Here is an 18,841-nt window from a genome sequence, read left to right as displayed (position 1 = left end):
TGCAGCGAATTAGGGCGACTTTTCTAACAATTGATTCTATGAATGACCTTGCATGCTTCGGCGTGTTTAAGGTCTTCGCAGTACGGAAATGACCGGAAAGTCGCGTTTCAACCCGTTTTTCAGGCGATTGACAATTGTCGGAAATTCCGTGAAGGTGACGTACCCAAATCAAACGGGCGTATGAATTGAGCGTTTGTATTTCAGACCGCTCCTACAGAATCCCGACTATCGCGTTGGCGGGTGTGCCGGGGGAATGGGCGTAGCATTGACGATCAACGTCCCTGCCGAGCCATTCGCCTGCGTCCGACGTGTACTGTTCAGCTTCCATATCGTGGAGATCAGTTGATGATTTACGAAGGTAAAGCCATCACGGTTAAGGCTCTTGAAAGTGGCATCGTCGAACTGAAGTTCGACCTCAAGGGTGAGTCCGTCAACAAGTTCAACCGTCTAACCCTGAACGAACTGCGTCAGGCCGTAGACACTATCAAGGCAGATGCTTCGATCAAGGGCGTGATCGTCAGCAGTGGCAAGGACGTGTTCATCGTCGGCGCCGACATCACCGAATTTGTCGACAACTTCAAGCTGCCGGATGCAGAACTTGTTGCTGGCAACCTCGAAGCCAACAAGATTTTCAGCGATTTCGAAGACCTCAACGTCCCGACTGTTGTTGCCATCAACGGCATCGCGTTGGGTGGCGGTCTGGAAATGTGCCTGGCGGCGGACTACCGCGTCATGTCCACCAAGGCCAAGATCGGTCTGCCGGAAGTCAAGCTGGGCATCTACCCGGGCTTCGGCGGTACTGTGCGCCTGCCGCGCCTGATCGGTGCCGACAACGCCATCGAGTGGATTGCCGCCGGCAAGGAAAACCGTCCTGAAGACGCGCTGAAAGTCGGCGCCGTCGATGCAGTGGTTGCTCCTGAGCAGCTGCAGGACGCCGCGCTGGAATTGATCAAGCGCGCCATCTCCGGCGAGTTTGACTACAAGGCCAAGCGCCAGCCGAAGCTGGAAAAGCTCAAGCTGAACGCCATCGAACAAATGATGGCTTTCGAAACCGCCAAGGGTTTCGTGGCCGGCCAGGCTGGCCCGAACTACCCGGCGCCGGTTGAAGCGATCAAGACCATCCAGAAAGCCGCGAACTTCGGTCGCGACAAGGCGCTGGAAATTGAAGCTGCCGGTTTCGTGAAGCTGGCCAAGACCTCTGCCGCGCAGAGCTTGATCGGCTTGTTCCTGAACGATCAGGAACTGAAGAAAAAGGCCAAGGCCTACGACGAAATCGCCAAGGACGTGAAGCAGGCCGCCGTACTGGGCGCCGGCATCATGGGTGGCGGTATCGCCTATCAGTCGGCTTCCAAAGGCACGCCGATCCTGATGAAGGACATCAACGAGCACGGTATCGAGCAGGGTCTGGCCGAAGCCGCCAAGCTGCTGGTTGGCCGCGTTGATAAAGGTCGCATGACCGCCGCGAAAATGGCTGAAGTGCTCAACGGCATCCGTCCAACCCTGTCTTACGGCGACTTCGGTCACGTGGACCTGGTGGTCGAAGCGGTCGTCGAGAACCCGAAGGTCAAGCAAGCGGTACTGGCTGAAGTCGAAGACAAGGTCAAGGAGGACACCATCCTGGCGTCCAACACCTCGACCATTTCCATCACCTTGCTGGCCAAGGCCCTCAAGCGTCCGGAAAACTTCGTCGGCATGCACTTCTTCAACCCGGTGCACATGATGCCGCTGGTGGAAGTGATCCGTGGTGAGAAGTCCAGCGAGCTGGCGGTTGCCACCACCGTTGCCTACGCCAAGAAAATGGGCAAGAACCCGATCGTCGTCAACGATTGCCCGGGCTTCCTGGTCAACCGCGTCCTGTTCCCGTACTTCGGCGGTTTCGCCAAGCTGGTCAGCGCCGGTGTGGACTTCGTCCGTATCGACAAGATCATGGAAAAATTCGGCTGGCCGATGGGCCCGGCATACCTGATGGACGTGGTCGGCATCGACACCGGCCACCACGGTCGTGACGTGATGGCTGAAGGCTTCCCGGACCGCATGAAGGACGACCGTCGCTCGGCCGTCGACGTGCTCTATGAAGCCAAGCGCCTGGGCCAGAAGAACGGCAAGGGCTTCTACGCCTACGAGACCGACAAGAAGGGCAAGCAGAAGAAAGTTGCCGATCCTTCGGTGCTGGAGGTGCTCAAGCCGATCGTTTACGAGCAGCGCGAAGTCACCGACGAAGACATCATCAACTGGATGATGATCCCGCTGTGCCTGGAAACCGTGCGTTGCCTGGAAGACGGCATCGTCGAAACCGCTGCCGAAGCCGACATGGGTCTGGTCTACGGTATTGGTTTCCCTCCATTCCGTGGCGGTGCGCTGCGTTACATCGACTCGCTCGGTGTGGCAGAGTTCGTTGCCCTGGCTGACCAGTACGCTGATTTGGGCGCGCTGTACCACCCGACCGCGAAGCTGCGCGAAATGGCCAAGAACGGCCAGAGCTTCTTCGGTTAAGCGCCCCCAACTAGAGTGAGAGTGAACTTATGAGCTTGAATCCTAGAGACGTCGTGATTGTCGACTTCGGTCGTACTCCGATGGGCCGCTCCAAGGGCGGCATGCACCGCAACACCCGCGCCGAAGACATGTCGGCGCACCTGATCAGCAAACTGCTGGAACGTAACGTCAAGGTCGACCCGAACGAAGTCGAAGATGTGATCTGGGGCTGTGTGAACCAGACCCTGGAGCAGGGCTGGAACATCGCGCGCATGGCGTCGCTGATGACCCAGATCCCGCACACTTCGGCCGGCCAGACTGTCAGCCGCCTGTGTGGCTCGTCCATGAGTGCTCTGCACACTGCTGCACAAGCGATCATGACCGGCAACGGTGACGTTTTCGTGGTTGGTGGCGTCGAGCATATGGGCCACGTGAGCATGATGCACGGTGTCGATCCGAACCCGCATATGTCGCTGTACGCGGCGAAAGCCTCGGGCATGATGGGCTTGACCGCGGAAATGCTGGGCAAGATGCACGGCATCACTCGCGAGCAACAGGACGCTTTCGGCGTGCGCTCCCACCAACTCGCCCACAAGGCGACCGTGGAAGGCAAGTTCAAAGACGAAATCATCCCGATGCAGGGCTATGACGAGAACGGTTTCCTGAAAACCTTCGACTACGACGAAACCATTCGTCCGGAAACCACCCTGGAAAGCCTGGCGGCTCTCAAGCCAGCGTTCAATCCAAAGGGCGGCACCGTGACAGCCGGTACCTCGTCGCAGATCACCGATGGTGCCTCGTGCATGATCGTGATGTCGGCGCAGCGTGCACAGGACCTGGGCATTCAGCCTCTGGCGGTGATTCGCTCGATGGCGGTGGCAGGTGTGGATCCGGCAATCATGGGCTATGGTCCAGTACCGGCCACACAAAAAGCACTGAAGCGCGCGGGTCTGGGCATCTCCGACATCGACTTCTTCGAGCTCAACGAAGCTTTCGCCGCACAGGCCCTGCCAGTGCTGAAAGATCTGAAAGTGCTCGACAAGATGAACGAGAAGGTTAACCTGCACGGCGGCGCGATCGCCCTGGGTCACCCGTTCGGTTGCTCTGGTGCGCGTATCTCCGGCACTTTGCTCAATGTGATGAAGCAGAATGGCGGTACCTTCGGGGTAGCCACCATGTGCATTGGTCTCGGCCAAGGCATCTCCACCGTCTTCGAACGCGTTTAAGCGTCTCGTTGATGGAAGCCGGGGCCAAGTGCCCCGGTTTTTGTTTTTCCGGATTTATTTTTGTTTTTATTTTGAAGAAATTTCAGTGAGGGCCAAAGCATGCCGATACAACCTGGGCTCTACCAACATTACAAAGGTCCGCAGTACCGCGTATTCAGTGTTGCGCGGCATTCGGAAACCGAAGAAGAAGTGGTCTTCTATCAAGCCCTGTATGGCGATTACGGCTTTTGGGTGCGTCCCTTGAGCATGTTCCTGGAGTCCGTCGAAGTTGACGGCGAACAGGTGCCACGCTTTGCTTTGGTGCAGGCCGAAGAAAGCCTTTTCAACAAGGCATAAGCTGAGTGCGCGCAAAACCCTGCGCTTGACCTCACCTTGTTGCCACTATATATAGCGGTGCCGCGTCAGGCGCCAACCGCCTTTCACTTCTCGAATTCAGGAATTTTCTGATCCATGGGCAAATCGCTGGTCATTGTGGAATCCCCGGCTAAGGCCAAGACCATCAACAAGTATTTGGGCAACGAATACGTGGTGAAGTCGAGTATCGGCCATATCCGAGACCTGCCCACCAGCGGTTCGGCTAGCGCCAGCAAAGAGCCAGCCGCCAAGCGCGGCAAGGCTGCTGCGGGTGAAGTGCCGGCACTGTCGCCGAAAGAAAAAGCGCGCAAGCAGCTGGTCGCACGCATGGGTGTCGATCCGGACCATGGCTGGAAAGCCAAGTACGAGATCCTCCCGGGCAAGGAAAAAGTCATCGAAGAGCTGCGCCGGCTCGCCAAGGATGCTGACACCATCTATCTCGCAACCGACTTGGACCGCGAGGGGGAAGCCATTGCCTGGCACCTGCGCGAAGCCATCGGTGGTGACGACACCCGCTACAAGCGCGTGGTGTTCAACGAAATCACCAAGAAGGCGATTCAGGAAGCCTTCTCGAAACCGGGCGAGCTGGATATCGACCGCGTCAACGCCCAGCAGGCGCGTCGCTTCCTCGACCGCGTCGTGGGCTATATGGTTTCGCCGCTGCTGTGGGCCAAGATCGCTCGCGGTCTGTCCGCCGGTCGCGTGCAATCGGTTGCCGTGAAGCTGGTGGTCGAGCGTGAACGTGAAATCCGCGCGTTCATCCCTGAAGAATACTGGGAAGTTCATGCCGACCTCGGTACCGCCAAAGGCGCGACCGTGCGTTTCGACGTGGCTCGCGAAAAGGGCGAAGCCTTCAAGCCGCTCAACGAAACCCAGGCCATGGCCGCGCTGGAGAAGCTCAAGGCTTCCAGCTACAGCATCGTCAAGCGCGAAGACAAGCCGACCAGCAGCAAGCCGTCGGCGCCATTCATCACCTCCACCCTGCAGCAGGCCGCGAGTAACCGCCTGGGCTTCGGTGTGAAGAAGACCATGATGATGGCCCAGCGTTTGTACGAAGCTGGCTATATCACCTATATGCGTACCGACTCCACCAACCTTTCGGTTGATGCCGTGGCGATGGCGCGTACCTATATTGAAGGCGAGTTCGGCAAGAAGTACCTGCCGGAAACCCCGAACGTCTACAGCAGCAAGGAAGGCGCACAAGAGGCTCACGAAGCGATTCGTCCGTCCGACGCCAATACCGAGCCAAGCAAGCTGTCGGGCATGGAGCGTGACGCTGAGCGCCTCTACGAGCTCATCTGGCGCCAGTTCCTCGCTTGCCAGATGCTGCCGGCGCAATACCTGTCGACCACGGTCACTGTGGGTGCCGGCGACTTCGAGCTGCGCGCCAAGGGCCGCATCCTGAAGTTCGACGGTTACACCCGCGTCATGCCGCAAATCGCCAAGCCAGGTGATGACGACGTACTGCCGGACATGGCCCAGGGCGACGCGATGAAGCTGATCAAGCTTGATCCGACCCAGCACTTCACCAAGCCGCCGGCACGTTACTCGGAAGCCAGCCTGGTAAAAGAAATGGAAAAACGCGGCATCGGTCGTCCTTCGACCTATGCGGCGATCATTTCGACCATCCAGGACCGCGGCTATGTGGCGCTGCACAACCGTCGTTTCTACTCGGAAAAGATGGGCGACATCGTCACCGAGCGTCTGGCTGAGAGCTTCTCCAACCTGATGGACTACGGCTTCACCGCCGGCATGGAAGAGCACCTCGATGACGTGGCCCAGGGCGAACGCGACTGGAAAAACGTGCTCGACGAGTTCTACGGTGACTTCAAGAAGAAACTCGAAGTGGCCGAAAGCCCGGAACACGGCATGCGTGCCAATCAGCCTGTCATGACTGACATTCCGTGCACCACTTGCGGCCGGCCGATGCAGATTCGTACCGCATCGACTGGTGTGTTCCTCGGTTGCTCGGGCTACAGCCTGCCGCCGAAAGAGCGCTGCAAGGCCACCGTCAACCTGGTGCCGGGCGACGAGATCGCTGCGGACGACGAGGGTGAATCGGAATCGCTGGTGTTGCGTGGCAAGCATCGTTGCCCGATCTGCAGCACGGCGATGGATGCCTACCTGCTCGATGAAAAGCGCAAGCTGCACATCTGCGGTAACAACCCGGATTGCGATGGCTACGAAATCGAAGAGGGCACTTATCGCATCAAGGGCTATGAAGGTCCGAGCCTGGAGTGCGACAAGTGTGGCAGCGAGATGCAACTCAAGACCGGCCGTTTCGGCAAGTTCTTCGGTTGCACCAATGCCACCTGCAAGAACACCCGCAAACTGCTGAAGAGCGGTGACGCGGCGCCGCCGAAGATGGATCCGGTGAAGATGCCTGAGCTGAAATGCGAAAAGGTCAACGACACCTACATCCTGCGCGACGGTGCATCCGGCCTGTTCCTGGCGGCCAGCCAGTTCCCGAAAAACCGTGAGACTCGTGCTCCGCTGGTGATGGAAATCATCCCGCACAAGGATGAGATCGATCCGAAGTATCACTTCCTCTGCGAAGCGCCGAAGAAAGATCCGGATGGCCTCCCGACTGTGATTCGTTACAGTCGCAAGACCAAGGAACAGTACGTGCAGACTGAGGTTGACGGTAAGCCGACTGGCTGGAAAGCGTTCTACGATGGTGGCAAGTGGACGGTCGAAGACAAGCGTCCAGCTGCGAAAGCGTAAAGCGTCACAGCAATGAAAAGGCCGCATGAGAACCCTCGGGTTTTCATGCGGCCTTTGTTGTGCTCCTGTAAAAAAAAGGGGGGGCTTGCGGTTGGATCGGCTGATCCACGACACTGTCCAACCTGCATGAAGCAATTATTTCGTTGTGGAGGCTGCCGTCATGGCCCACGAACTGTATACCCGCACCAATCAGAAGATTTATTTCGCCGGCTTGTCGCTCGAAGCACTGGCCCGCACTGAAGAGGGGCGGGCGATGAATTCGCTGGCGCTGATCCAGGCTGGACGCGAATCCGCGCTGTTTCACCTGTACGGCGCGCTGTTGGGTCTGTGTCACGAAATCGCCGGTTTCTATCGCTTGCCTCAGGCCAATGCGCCCCGTGCGGAGTTGTTGCTGACTCGCGAGGTGCTGGAAACCATCGCCATTCCGGAAATGGCTGAGCTGGTCGAACTGGCCAATAATCCGGAAACCTGGTTGGCCAAGTTGTTGGCTGCCCATGCTGCGTTGTTTCAGCCGCCGCGCGCGCCCCACAAGCCGAAAGGGGACGTGACCCAGCCACTGATCCTGGCTGTCAATCTGGATGAAGAGGAAGCGCCGGAAGAGCTGAGTCGGGAGGAGTTGGAGAGCTGGCGTCAGAATCTGAAAGGATTGGCGATCCGCTTTCGCGAAGGCCTGAACGAGTGCTGACAGAAACAGTTTTGGGATGGCATCTGGTCAAGATCCCGAGCGAAGCCAGGCCGATGCCTATATAATCCCCGCCTTTCGTGGAGAACAGTCCTTTATGCCAACGTCCTTTCTAGAAATTGTCGAGTTACCAGACGGCCGTATCGAGCTGCGCAGGGCCGAGGACGAGGGTTCTCTGGTTACTTTGGATTTCTCCGAGGACGCCAAGGCATTCCTGCAAGGGCAGCACGTGGAAGTCGCCAAGGCGATGTTGAGCGTCGGTGTTCAGATGGCCGGTCGCCTGGTTGAGGGCGAATTCGACAAGGAAGAGGGGTCGCGGGTTCTTCATTGACCCCCGTCTGTCGCTTTTCTTGATGTCGTTACTCATCGGCTTCTCTGTCCCTGGAGAAGCCTGGCGCGGTGAAGCGCGCGTCTTGCTTGTCGGTTAACCCAGTCGAATATTCAGGCTCTGAGCGTCCCCGGTGCGGGCGGCGCTGATCAGTTGTTGCCGCGATTGGGGGCTCAACGGGTTGATCCAGCTGACCACCGTGTGGCTACGACCCAGGCGCAGGGCTTCGCAGGTCAGTTGCTGGGCGCTCTGGGTGCCCCGCGGTTGCAGCAACAGAATGCGCTCGCGGTTGAGGCCGGCATCTCGCAGCCAGGCTTGGGTCAGGCTGGCGGGCGGCGCGATCAGTGTCAGCCAGCGTGCATCCTGGTCCTGGCTCAATTCCCTGAGGATCGGTGCCAGAAGGCTCAGGCAGTTCCCGGTTGCACCACGCAGTGACAGCTCGCTGAAAACGTCAGGTTCGGCGCTCCAGGGGGACTCGACTACGTCTTTCAGAATCGGCGCCAATGGCTGTGCCATGAACGCTTCGAACAACGGCAGTTGGGTTTGCTGTGGTGATGTCTGTGGGAACTGCATGGTGCCTCCTTTAGCGGCGAATGACGCCGACACTCAAGCCTTCGATCACCAGTTCCTGGTCTTGAAGGTTCACTTCAATAGGGGCGAACTCGGGGTTCTCGGCGATCAGCCAGACTTTGCTGCCGTCACGCTTGAAGCGCTTGACGGTCACTTCGTCGCCGATTCGCGCAACCACGATCTGACCGTTACGGGCTTCGCGGGTGGTGTGAACCGCCAGCAGGTCGCCGTCGAAAATGCCAACATCCTTCATGCTCATCCCATGGACGCGCAGCAGGTAGTCGGCGCGCGGATGGAAGAAGGCGGGATTGATGTTGCAGGACTCTTCGATGTGTTGCTGCGCAAGAATCGGGGCGCCGGCTGCGACCCGGCCAATGATCGGCAGGGTGGAATCGTCGGCCTTGGCTTCGAATCCTGGGATGCGAATGCCACGGGAGGCGCCAGGCGTCATCTCGATTGCACCCTTGCGGGCCAGTGCCTTGAGGTGTTCTTCCGCCGCATTGGGCGATTTGAAACCCAGTTCCTGAGCGATTTCCGCACGGGTGGGTGGATACCCGTTGTCTTCCAGGCAGCGTTTGATGAAAGCCAGAATCTCTGCTTGTCGTGGCGTCAGCTTTAGCATATCGATCGCTCTGTTTTTTTATACAGTGACTGGGATTATATACAGTGCGGCGGTCTTGGCAATGCCCCATTTTTCAGTCGCCGCCGGACGGTCAAACAGTCAGTGGATTGAAGCTTCGCCGTTGTGTGGTTAAATGTCTGACCGACCATTCCCAAAACGAACTGCCAGACTTGACAATGCACAGGCTGAAACGTATGTTTCAAACAAGTGTTTGTCAGGCGGAGTAGCCATGGCCCAGTCGGAAACCGTTGAACGCATTCTTGATGCAGCCGAGCAGTTGTTCGCGGAAAAAGGTTTCGCCGAAACCTCGTTGCGTCTGATCACCAGCAAGGCGGGTGTCAACCTGGCGGCGGTGAACTATCACTTCGGTTCGAAGAAGGCGTTGATTCAAGCGGTTTTCTCGCGGTTCCTCGGGCCGTTCTGCATCAGCCTCGATAAAGAGCTGGAGCGGCGTCAGGCCAAGCCTGAAATCAAGCCGACGCTCGAAGAGTTGCTGGAAATCCTCGTCGAGCAGGCACTGGTGGTGCAGCCGCGCAGTGGCAACGATCTTTCTATTTTCATGCGTCTGCTGGGGCTGGCGTTCAGTCAGAGTCAGGGGCACTTGCGTCGTTATCTGGAAGACATGTACGGCAAGGTGTTCCGCCGCTACATGATGCTGGTCAACGAAGCGGCGCCGCGTATTCCGCCCATCGAACTGTTCTGGCGCGTGCACTTCATGCTGGGTGCGGCGGCGTTCAGCATGTCCGGTATCAAGGCCTTGCGCGCGATTGCCGAAACCGATTTCGGCGTGAATACCTCCATCGAGCAGGTCATGCGCCTGATGGTGCCATTCCTGGCTGCCGGCATGCGTGCCGAATCCGGCGTTACTGACACGGCCATGGCTACGGCCCAGTTGCGTCCGCGTAGCAAATCGACACCGGTTGCCGCCAAGGTTTAACCGCACACGGGTGGGCGCGGCAGCTGACATCCGCTAAGCTAGCCGCCCATGCCGACTCTCGTTCTGAACCCGTTTCCCATTGATATCGCCGACCTGCCGGGCATAGCGTCTGGCGGCGAATTCGTGTAGGCCGGGTTTTCTGTTATCAAGGAATTTTTATGACTGCTGGCTTGCAAGGCTCGTTGATGGTGGACGTCGCCGGTACCTGGCTGACGGCTGAAGATCGCCAATTGTTGCGCCAGCCCGAGGTGGGCGGCCTGATCATCTTTGCCCGCAACATCGAGCATCCGCGTCAAGTGCGCGAGCTGAGTGCGGCCATCCGCGCTATTCGTCCCGATCTGTTGCTGGCGGTGGATCAAGAGGGCGGCCGCGTGCAGCGCCTGCGCCAAGGGTTCGTGCGCTTGCCCGCCATGCGCGCCATTGCCGATAACCCGAACGCCGAATACCTGGCCGAGCAGTGCGGCTGGATCATGGCCACCGAAGTGTTGGCCGTTGGCCTGGACCTGAGCTTTGCCCCGGTGCTGGACCTGGATTACCAGCGCAGCGCCGTTGTCGGCACCCGTTCGTTCGAAGGTGATCCCGAGCGCGCTGCCTTGCTCGCGGGTGCATTCATCCGTGGCATGAACAGCGCCGGGATGGCGGCCACCGGCAAGCATTTCCCTGGTCATGGCTGGGCTGAAGCGGATTCCCACGTCGCGATCCCGAATGATGAGCGCAGTCTCGACGAGATCCGCGCCAAGGACTTGGTGCCGTTTGGCAAACTGAGCAAACAACTGGCCGCGGTCATGCCGGCCCACGTTATTTATCCACAAGTCGATTCCCAGCCCGCAGGTTTCTCCCGCCGCTGGTTGCAGGACATCCTGCGCGGCGAGTTGCAGTTCGATGGCGTGATCTTCAGTGACGACCTGTCCATGGCGGGCGCCCACGTGGTCGGCGATGCCGCCAGCCGTATCGAAGCGGCACTGACTGCCGGTTGCGACATGGGCCTGGTGTGCAACGACCGTGCGGCCGCCGAACTGGCCCTGAGCGCTGCGCAACGCCTGAAGGTCAAGCCTTCCGAGCGCATTGCGCGGATGCGCGGCCAGTCGTTCGCCAACACCGAATACCGTCAAGACCCGCGCTGGCTGGCCGCTGTCAGCGCGCTCAAAGAAGCTCAATTGATTGATTAAGGACTGTTCGTTATGACGGTTTACGCGATTATCGGTGGCACTGGCCTGACTCAACTCGAAGGCCTGAGCATTCGCCAGTCACTGGCAGTGGACACGCCTTATGGCGCACCTTCGGCCGAGGTGCAGATCGGCGAGTATGCCGGCAAGGAAGTACTGTTCCTCGCGCGTCACGGCCATCCCCATCGTTTTCCGCCGCATCAGGTCAACTACCGCGCCAATCTCTGGGCGCTGAAGCAGGCCGGAGCCGAAGCCATTCTGGCGGTCAACGCTGTGGGTGGCATTCATGCCACCATGGGCACCGGGCATTTCTGCGTGCCGCATCAGTTGATCGACTACACCAGCGGTCGTGAGCACACCTACTTTGCCGATGACCTGGAGCACGTCACCCATATCGACTTCAGCTACCCCTACAGCGAACCGTTGCGTCAGCAACTGATTGCGGCATTGGCGGCGGAAGGCGTGGGCTACAGCAGTCATGGCGTGTATGCCTGCACTCAAGGGCCTCGCCTGGAAACGGTGGCTGAAATCGCCCGGCTGGAGCGTGACGGCTGCGACATCGTCGGCATGACCGGTATGCCGGAAGCGGCCCTGGCCCGCGAACTGGAACTGGATTACGCCTGTCTGGCGCTGGTGGTGAACCCGGCGGCGGGCAAGTCGACGGCCGTGATCACCATGGCCGAGATCGAGCAGGCCTTGCATGACGGCATGGGCAAGGTGAAATCGACGCTGGCGCGGGTGCTCAAGGGCTGAGTCCCGCTTGAAACCGAGTTGACCTCATCGCGAGCTTGCTCGCGATGGCGGTCTAAAAAACGCCGAAAGTCTCAGCGTTTTTCAAGGTTTTCCGGCAGCGGCGCAAACAACGCCTCGATATCATCGCTCTGCAGTTTCCAGTCCCCGGCCTTGCGCCCATCCAGCACGCCGGCCGCGAGGTCGGATTTTTCCTTTTGCAGGTGCTGAATCTTCTCTTCCACAGTGCCGCGCGCAATCAACTTATAGACGAACACCGGCTTCTCCTGGCCGATGCGGTACGCCCGGTCGGTCGCCTGGTTTTCCGTCGCCGGGTTCCACCATGGGTCGTAATGAATCACCGTGTCCGCTTCGGTCAGGTTCAGGCCAACGCCACCGGCCTTCAGGCTGATCAGAAAGATCTGACGCTTGCCGCTCTGGAATTCCTTCACCGGTGTGCGGCGGTCGCGGGTCTGGCCGGTCAGCAGGGCGTAGGCCACGCCGCGTTTGTTCAGTTCGTCTTCGATCAGTGACAGCATCGAGGTGAACTGCGAGAACAGCAGGATTCGCCGACCTTCCTCGAACAACTCTTCGAGCATTTCCATCAGGCTGTCGAGCTTGCCCGACGTGCTGCCACGGCTTGGCAGGGTTGCCTCGTTGACCAGGCGCAAGTCGCAGCACACCTGGCGCAGCTTGAGCAGTGCTTCGAGAATGATGATCTGGCTGCGGGCCACGCCTTTGCGGGTGATTTCGTCGCGGACCTTCTTGTCCATGGCCAGGCGCATGGTTTCGTACACATCGCGCTGGGCCTCGTTGAGTTCGACCCAGTGGATGATCTCGGTTTTCGGCGGCAACTCGGTGGCCACTTGTTCCTTGGTGCGGCGCAGCAGGAAAGGTTTGATCCGGCCGTTGAGGTGCTGAAGCCTGACCTCGCTGGTGCGTTTTTCAATCGGCACGCGGTAATCGCGGTTGAAGCTTTTGACGTCACCCAGCCAGCCGGGTAACAGGAAGTGAAACAGCGACCAGAGTTCGCCCAGATGGTTTTCCAACGGCGTGCCGCTCAGGCACAGGCGCTGCCGGGCGTTGAGCTCGCGAGCAGCCTGGGCGGCCTTGCTGGTCGGGTTCTTGATGTATTGCGCTTCGTCCAGCACCAGTATGTGCAAGGGCTGCGCCGCCAGGCGTTCGACATCCTTGGGCAGCAGCGCATAGGTGGTCAGGATCAGGTCGTAATCGGCCAGCTTGTCGAAGTGCTTTTTGCGGCTGGCACCGTATAGCGCCAGTACCTTGAGCTGCGGCGTAAAGTGCGCCGCTTCGTCGAGCCAGTTGGGAATCAGGCTGGTCGGCATCACCACCATGCAAGGCCGATCCAGGCGGCCGGCGTTTTTCTCGCTCAGCACGTGCGCGAGTGTCTGCAGGGTTTTGCCCAGGCCCATGTCGTCCGCGAGAATTCCACCCACTTCCAGCCGCCGCAACGATTGCATCCAGCTCAAGCCTTCGAGCTGATACGGACGCAGCGTCGCATTCAGGCCTTCCGGGGCGGTGGCCGTGTGGTCCTTGATGTCGCGCAGGCGCTGGGCAAAGGTGCGGATCTGTTCGCCACCCTCCCAGAGCAGTGGCATGTCTTCCAGCGGGTTCAGGCGCGTGGCATCGGCCTTGCTCAGGCGCAGTGTGGTGTCGCCGGGCTCCTGCAGGTAGAACTCGCCGAGGGTGGCCAGCACCGGTTTCAAGCGACCGAAGGGCAGGGCGACTTGCAGCGGGCCGTACTCGGAGTTCGGGCGATTGGGGATGTTGACCAGGATCAGCTCGTCGTCGCGGCGTCGGGCAAGGCGTTCCGGGTTGAGGATTTCGGTGTGCGAGCGCATCAGGTTGAGCAGGATCGGTAACAGGCTCAGGCGTTCGCCGTTGACGATGATCCCCAGTTCCAGGTCGAACCAGTCGCGCTCTGGAGCCTGTTCGACCGTAGCGTACCAGTCGTCTACCGCCGTCAGGTCGAAACCGAAGTCCTCGTCGATCTGCAATTCCCAGCCCTGGGTGCGCAACTTCGGCAGTTCATTGAGGGTAAAGGTCAGCCAGGCGCTGTCATTGACCATCTCAAAAAGCTCGCCGGCGCTTTCCGGCAAGGCCTTGCTTTGCCGGGTGGCGATTTTGAAGCCGAGGATTCGCAACTGTTCCCGGTAGGACTGTTCCACGTCCGGGTGGCGTTTTATCCGCAGCGTCTGGGTTTCCTGGCGAATCAGGATGTCGGTGTTTTTCTGTCCGGAAACGTACTCGTCCAGATAACTGAAAGACAGCGCCGCACGATGCTGGATGTAACGCTGCATTCGACCGTTGCGCGGTTCGAACGCGCTGAACTCGATGCTCGCCAGCCACAGGCGCGGGACGGGCTGCACATTGTCCACCAGCACTTGCGGCGGGGCTTTCGGGCTGCGGTTTTCCAGGACGGCCTGGAGCTTTTCCAGGAGTTCGGCGTCTTTGGCTGCGGCGGGGTAGTCGAGGGTTTCCTGCACTTGCAGAAGCACCGCCGCGCAATGTTTGCAGTTGCTGTGGACCGGGCAGGAGCAGGTGGCGTCGACCATCAGCAGCGTGCCCTTGGCTGACTCGCGCAGGCGAATGGTCTGACGGTAAACGTTACCGCCAGAGCCTTCGCAGGCAGCAATGATCGTGGCGTCGCCGGCCTCGACGATCCTGACGCGATTCTCCAGCGCGTAACGGCGACCACGCTCCAGGCTCTGTTCCTTGAATCGGCTGACCCAGGATGGTGCCAGGGGTTTGCTCAGGGTCGCGGACATAGGGAATCAGTCCGGAATTTCTTCGGGAGCTGCTCGGGGTGCGGGGGCGGTCAGCGAAGTGATCTTGATCAGCAGGCCGAGGTGGCCGTTATCGAGAAAATTCAGCTGGCCGTTCTTGGTGTGGCTTTCCTGTTTCAAGCGCTCGCTGGCGGTCACCATGCCATTGGCATCGATCTGGTTGACCCAGAAATCGGCGTCGACGTCGGTAAAGCGTCCCAGTGTCATGTTCAGTGTGCCCTCGATCGGGAACTGACCATATTGTTCCTTGCCGTCGCTGATCGCCACTTTGCTGGCCGTTTCGCCGAGGGGCTGTTGCCAGGCCTTGTGCAGCAACACCGTGTAGTCGGCGCTGCTGGTGAGTTTTTCCACTTCGCCATTGAGGCTTGGCGTGCGCAGGCTGTCGGCGCTGACTGGCTGAGCGCCAGCCGCCCAGTCTTCCGGCGCGGCGCGGCTGACAATCGCCGGTACGGCGTTTTGACGGACCAGAATCATTTCGACCTGGTACAGGTCATCGGCAAATGCCGTGGATGCGACCAGCGCTGGCATCAACAGGGTCAGCAGGGTCAGTGAGCGAAACAGGCGCATGTGGCGTCCTTCAAGCAGTTTTCGGAACGAGGCGCTCGAACAGCGCCTCTACAGTATTAAAGCGCTCTTCCGGGCGCTCCATCGGAACCATGAACTTGAACATCGTGGCGCCTTCGAATTTGTAGCGTTTTGGCTGGCTCTGGATCAGTTTGATCAGGGTCAGCGGGTCGACCGGCGTCTGTGCGGCGAACTCGACGCGACCGCCCTGGGGGCCGCCATCGACTTTTTTGATGCCCAGTTGCTCGGCCTGCAATTTCAATGCTGTGATGCGGATCAGGTTCTTGGTCGGTTCCGGCAACAGGCCGAAACGGTCGATCATCTCCACCTGCAAATCCTTCAGGCCGTCCTCGTCGGTGGCCGAGGCAATGCGCTTGTAGAGAATCAGGCGGGCGTGGACATCCGGCAGGTAGTCTTCCGGGATCAACGCCGGTACCCGCAAGTTGACTTCCGGACCGCCGCCGAGCGGTTGATCGAGGTTCGGCTGCTCGCCCTTGCGGATCGACTTCACCGCGCGCTCGAGCATTTCCATGTACAGCGTAAAGCCGACGGCCTGGATCTGCCCGCTCTGGCCATCGCCGAGCAATTCGCCGGCGCCACGGATTTCCAGGTCGTTGGTGGCGAGCACGAAGCCCGCGCCGAGATCCTGGGTGTTGGCAATCGCCTCCAGGCGCTTTTCCGCGTCCGGGGTGATTTGCTGGCGTGGCGGTGTCAGCAGGTAGGCGTACGCCTGGTGGTGGCTGCGTCCGACCCGGCCGCGCAACTGGTGCAATTGTGCCAGGCCGAACTTGTCGGCACGCTCGATGATGATGGTGTTGGCGCTCGGTACGTCGATGCCGGTCTCGATGATGGTCGAGGCGATCAGCACGTTGAAGCGCTTGTGGTAGAAGTCGCTCATCACCTGTTCGAGATCGCGTTCACGCATCTGCCCGTGGCCGATACCGATCCGTGCTTCCGGCACCAGTTCGGCGAGGTCGGCGGCGCATTTCTCGATGGTCTTCACGTCGTTGTGCAGGTAATAGACCTGACCGCCACGCAGCAACTCACGCAGCAAGGCCTCTTTGACCGTGCTCTTGTTCTGTTCCATGACGAAGGTGCGGACCGACAGGCGACGGGCCGGCGGCGTGGCGATGATCGACAGGTCGCGCATGCCCGATACCGCCATGTTCAGCGTTCGCGGAATCGGCGTGGCGGTCAGGGTCAGGATGTCGACTTCGCTGCGCAGGGCCTTGAGCTGTTCTTTCTGGCGCACGCCGAAGCGGTGTTCCTCGTCGATGATCACCAGGCCAAGGTTTTTGATCTTCACGTCGTCCTGCAGCAGCTTGTGCGTGCCGATCACGATGTCGATCTTGCCTTCGGCCAGGTCCGCGACCGCCGCATTCACTTCCTTGGCCGACTTGAAGCGGCTCATCACTTCCACGGTCACCGGCCAGTCGGCAAAGCGGTCGCGGAAGCTGTTGTAGTGCTGCTGGGCGAGCAGGGTGGTCGGCACCAGGATCGCTACCTGGCGACCACCGTGCACGGCGATGAACGCGGCGCGCATCGCCACTTCGGTCTTGCCGAAGCCGACGTCGCCGCACACCAGGCGATCCATCGGCTTAGGCGCGAGCATGTCTTCGCGCACCGCTTCGATGGTGGTTTGCTGGTCCGGGGTTTCTTCGAACGGGAAGCCGGCGCTGAAGGTGGCGTAGTCGGCTTTCGGGTCGGCGAAAGCGTAGCCTTCGCGGGCGGCGCGGCGGGCATAGATGTCGAGCAGTTCGGCGGCCACGTCACGCACCTGTTCGGCGGCTTTGCGCTTGGCTTTCTGCCAGGTCTCGGAGCCGAGGCGGTGCAGTGGGGCCAGAGCATCGTCGCTGCCGGTGTAGCGGGCGATCAGGTGCAGGTTGGCCACCGGCACATAAAGCTTGGCGCCTTCGGCGTATTCCAGGGCAAGGAATTCGGCGGTCTGGCTGTCGATTTCCAGGGTCGCCAGGCCCAGGTAGCGGCCGACGCCGTGGTCGATGTGCACCACCGGCGCACCCTCGCGCAGCTCGGTGAGGTTCTTGATGACGGCATCGTTGTTGGCGTCGGTGCGCTTTTCCCGGCGACGGCGCTGCATCACGCGCTGGCCGAACAACGGGCTTTCGGCGACGAGGGCCAGGGCCGGGTCGTCGAGCAGCAAGCCTTCGTCGAGCGGGGCGATGGTGATCGCCAGGCGTTCCTTACCGGCGACAAAGTCCGGCCAGCTGTCGACGGTTTTCGGTCGCAGTTTCAGGCGTTCCAGCAGTTCCAGCAGCACCTCGCGGCGGCCTGCGGATTCGGCGGTGAACAGCACGCGACCGGGGAACTGGTCGAGGAAGTCCGCCAGTGCCGCCAGCGGTTGGGTAGCCTTGGCTTCGATGGCCAGGTTCGGCAGCTCCCGAGCGGGGAAGCGCTCGCGACCGCTACCGCTTTCCACGTCCTGTTGACTGGCCACCACGCGCGGCCAGTTCTTCAGGCGCGCGAAGCAGTCTTCCACCGGCAGGAACAGCTCTGCAGGCGGTAATAAAGGACGGGACGGGTCGACGCGGCGTTCTTCGTAGCGATTGCGCACGTCGTTCCAGAAGTTTTCCGCGGCCTGTTCGATGCCGGGCAGCGAGAACACTTGGGTGTCCTGGGGCAGGTAATCGAAAAGCGTCGAGGTTTCTTCGAAGAACAGCGGCAGGTAGTACTCGATACCGGCCGGGGTAATCCCGCTGCTCAAATCCTGGAAAATCGGGCAGCGGCGGAAGTCGACGTCAAAACGTTCGCGGAAGCGCGCCTTGAAACGGGTGACCGCTTCTTTCTGCAGCGGGAATTCCTTGGCCGGCAACAGCTTGACCGAGTCGACTTTGTCGATCGAACGCTGGTTCTCCGGGTCGAAGGTGCGCAGGGTTTCGATTTCGTCGTCGAACAGATCGATGCGATACGGCAGTTTGCTGCCCATCGGGAACAGATCGATCAGCGAGCCGCGAACGGTGAACTCGCCGTGTTCATACACCGTATCGACGTAGCGATAACCCGTGGCTTCAAGCCGGGTGCGCATTTGCTCGACGTCGAGCTTCTGGCCGATATCCAGCACCAGGCTGCTGCCGAGCAGGAATTTGGTCGGTGCGAGGCGATGCAGGGCGGTCGTGATCGGCACCACCAGCACGCCATGGCTCAGCTCCGGCAGCCGGTACAGGCTGGCGATGCGCTGGGAAATGATGTCCTGGTGCGGCGAGAACAGGTCGTAGGGCAGGGTTTCCCAGTCGGGAAAGTGCAGTACTGGCAAATCCGGGGCGAAGAAACTCAGCTCCTGTTCCAGCCGTTCGGCACTTTGGCTGTCGGCGGTCAGCAGCAGGGTAAAGCGCTTGGCAGCGCTGGCGGCCTCGGCGATGGCCAGGCTCAGGGCGGCACCGGGCAGGTTGCCCCAGTGCTGTTTACCTGCCGCGGCAGGGAGAAGCGGTAGACGCAGAACGGGCACGGAAGGTTGAACTCCAAGCGTTGCGACAAAGTCGGCAATTGTAGCGGTCAACGATGCCGCCTGTCAGTTGCTGACTGTGTCTAAAGCACGGGTTTGGTGAAATGTAGTGGTAAAGACAAAATTCGATGGTTTTTTGCCGGAAATCATTGAATATGTAGTGGCAAATACAACGAGTGTTACGGAGGGTTACGGATAAC

The 18,841-nt window shown here is 60.0% G+C and carries 14 protein-coding genes; 9 read left to right on the top strand and 5 right to left on the bottom strand.

Annotated features, from left to right (window positions below; all coding sequences use genetic code 11):
• Positions 1-345 precede the first annotated feature (345 nt).
• From fadB to KGA96_RS23460, 6 genes are all read left to right on the top strand, one after another.
• On the top strand, positions 346-2,493 hold the full coding sequence (gene fadB, locus KGA96_RS23485; protein WP_046041387.1) for a fatty acid oxidation complex subunit alpha FadB: 2,148 nt from the start codon (positions 346-348) through the stop codon (positions 2,491-2,493).
• 29 nt (positions 2,494-2,522) lie between these two features.
• Complete coding sequence (fadA, locus tag KGA96_RS23480; RefSeq protein WP_008023006.1) at positions 2,523-3,698, top strand: acetyl-CoA C-acyltransferase FadA; 1,176 nt, start codon at positions 2,523-2,525, stop codon at positions 3,696-3,698.
• Between the two features lie 99 nt (positions 3,699-3,797).
• The gene (locus KGA96_RS23475; RefSeq protein ID WP_046041390.1) at positions 3,798-4,034 is read left to right on the top strand and encodes a DUF1653 domain-containing protein; all 237 of its coding nucleotides are present in this window, start codon (positions 3,798-3,800) and stop codon (positions 4,032-4,034) included.
• A 114-nt stretch (positions 4,035-4,148) separates the two neighbouring features.
• Entirely contained in the window at positions 4,149-6,776 is a 2,628-nt protein-coding gene (gene topA, locus KGA96_RS23470) for a type I DNA topoisomerase (RefSeq protein ID WP_046041393.1), read from the top strand.
• A 160-nt stretch (positions 6,777-6,936) separates the two neighbouring features.
• Positions 6,937-7,461 (top strand): DUF6586 family protein, encoded by a 525-nt coding sequence (locus tag KGA96_RS23465; RefSeq protein WP_223465736.1) that lies wholly within the window; start codon positions 6,937-6,939, stop codon positions 7,459-7,461.
• Positions 7,462-7,555: 94 nt separating this feature from the next.
• Entirely contained in the window at positions 7,556-7,789 is a 234-nt protein-coding gene (locus KGA96_RS23460; RefSeq protein ID WP_046041430.1) for a hypothetical protein, read from the top strand.
• A 93-nt stretch (positions 7,790-7,882) separates the two neighbouring features.
• On the opposite strand, the gene sulA is transcribed toward KGA96_RS23460, so the two are convergent.
• Together sulA and lexA are read right to left on the bottom strand one after the other, a co-directional pair.
• Positions 7,883-8,359: an SOS-induced cell division inhibitor SulA gene (gene sulA, locus KGA96_RS23455; protein ID WP_046041397.1), complete on the bottom strand. Its 477-nt coding sequence runs from the start codon at positions 8,357-8,359 to the stop codon at positions 7,883-7,885.
• 10 nt (positions 8,360-8,369) lie between these two features.
• On the bottom strand, positions 8,370-8,978 hold the full coding sequence (lexA, locus tag KGA96_RS23450) for a transcriptional repressor LexA (protein WP_007974043.1): 609 nt from the start codon (positions 8,976-8,978) through the stop codon (positions 8,370-8,372).
• A gap of 229 nt (positions 8,979-9,207) precedes the next feature.
• Here lexA and KGA96_RS23445 point away from each other — a divergent pair, with 229 nt between their 5' ends.
• The 3 genes from KGA96_RS23445 (at position 9,208) to KGA96_RS23435 (ending at position 11,834) form a co-directional block, all read left to right on the top strand.
• Entirely contained in the window at positions 9,208-9,915 is a 708-nt protein-coding gene (locus tag KGA96_RS23445) for a TetR/AcrR family transcriptional regulator (protein ID WP_007974041.1), read from the top strand.
• A gap of 170 nt (positions 9,916-10,085) precedes the next feature.
• Positions 10,086-11,084, top strand: coding sequence for a beta-N-acetylhexosaminidase (gene nagZ, locus KGA96_RS23440; protein ID WP_223515148.1), 999 nt, complete (start codon positions 10,086-10,088; stop codon positions 11,082-11,084).
• A gap of 12 nt (positions 11,085-11,096) precedes the next feature.
• The gene (locus KGA96_RS23435) at positions 11,097-11,834 is read left to right on the top strand and encodes an S-methyl-5'-thioinosine phosphorylase (protein ID WP_046041401.1); all 738 of its coding nucleotides are present in this window, start codon (positions 11,097-11,099) and stop codon (positions 11,832-11,834) included.
• Between the two features lie 71 nt (positions 11,835-11,905).
• Here KGA96_RS23435 and KGA96_RS23430 read toward each other — a convergent pair whose 3' ends face one another.
• The 3 genes from KGA96_RS23430 to mfd are packed head-to-tail and all read right to left on the bottom strand — an operon-like array spanning position 11,906 to position 18,644.
• Positions 11,906-14,599, bottom strand: coding sequence for a DEAD/DEAH box helicase (locus tag KGA96_RS23430; RefSeq protein ID WP_046041403.1), 2,694 nt, complete (start codon positions 14,597-14,599; stop codon positions 11,906-11,908).
• 6 nt (positions 14,600-14,605) lie between these two features.
• Complete coding sequence (locus tag KGA96_RS23425) at positions 14,606-15,184, bottom strand: CsiV family protein (RefSeq protein WP_046041404.1); 579 nt, start codon at positions 15,182-15,184, stop codon at positions 14,606-14,608.
• A gap of 10 nt (positions 15,185-15,194) precedes the next feature.
• Positions 15,195-18,644, bottom strand: a complete 3,450-nt coding sequence (mfd, locus tag KGA96_RS23420; RefSeq protein WP_223515121.1) for a transcription-repair coupling factor — start codon at positions 18,642-18,644, stop codon at positions 15,195-15,197.
• Positions 18,645-18,841: the final 197 nt, after the last annotated feature.

This window comes from Pseudomonas sp. GL-R-26, assembly GCF_019947365.1.
Lineage (GTDB): Bacteria > Pseudomonadota > Gammaproteobacteria > Pseudomonadales > Pseudomonadaceae > Aquipseudomonas.
Note: the sequence above shows the minus strand (reverse complement) of the source record. Positions and strands in the feature narration are given on the sequence as shown.

Excerpts from the sequence above, each read along its gene's own strand:
- KGA96_RS23445 (WP_007974041.1), top strand. The coding sequence starts at position 9,208 with ATGGCCCAGTCGGAAACCGTTGAACGCATTCTTGATGCAGCCGAGCAG.
- topA (WP_046041393.1), top strand. The coding sequence starts at position 4,149 with ATGGGCAAATCGCTGGTCATTGTGGAATCCCCGGCTAAGGCCAAGACC.
- KGA96_RS23465 (WP_223465736.1), top strand. The coding sequence starts at position 6,937 with ATGGCCCACGAACTGTATACCCGCACCAATCAGAAGATTTATTTCGCC.
- KGA96_RS23475 (WP_046041390.1), top strand. The coding sequence starts at position 3,798 with ATGCCGATACAACCTGGGCTCTACCAACATTACAAAGGTCCGCAGTAC.
- KGA96_RS23425 (WP_046041404.1), bottom strand. The coding sequence starts at position 15,184 with ATGCGCCTGTTTCGCTCACTGACCCTGCTGACCCTGTTGATGCCAGCG.
- fadB (WP_046041387.1), top strand. The coding sequence starts at position 346 with ATGATTTACGAAGGTAAAGCCATCACGGTTAAGGCTCTTGAAAGTGGC.
- KGA96_RS23430 (WP_046041403.1), bottom strand. The coding sequence starts at position 14,599 with ATGTCCGCGACCCTGAGCAAACCCCTGGCACCATCCTGGGTCAGCCGA.
- KGA96_RS23435 (WP_046041401.1), top strand. The coding sequence starts at position 11,097 with ATGACGGTTTACGCGATTATCGGTGGCACTGGCCTGACTCAACTCGAA.
- KGA96_RS23460 (WP_046041430.1), top strand. The coding sequence starts at position 7,556 with ATGCCAACGTCCTTTCTAGAAATTGTCGAGTTACCAGACGGCCGTATC.
- lexA (WP_007974043.1), bottom strand. The coding sequence starts at position 8,978 with ATGCTAAAGCTGACGCCACGACAAGCAGAGATTCTGGCTTTCATCAAA.
- sulA (WP_046041397.1), bottom strand. The coding sequence starts at position 8,359 with ATGCAGTTCCCACAGACATCACCACAGCAAACCCAACTGCCGTTGTTC.
- fadA (WP_008023006.1), top strand. The coding sequence starts at position 2,523 with ATGAGCTTGAATCCTAGAGACGTCGTGATTGTCGACTTCGGTCGTACT.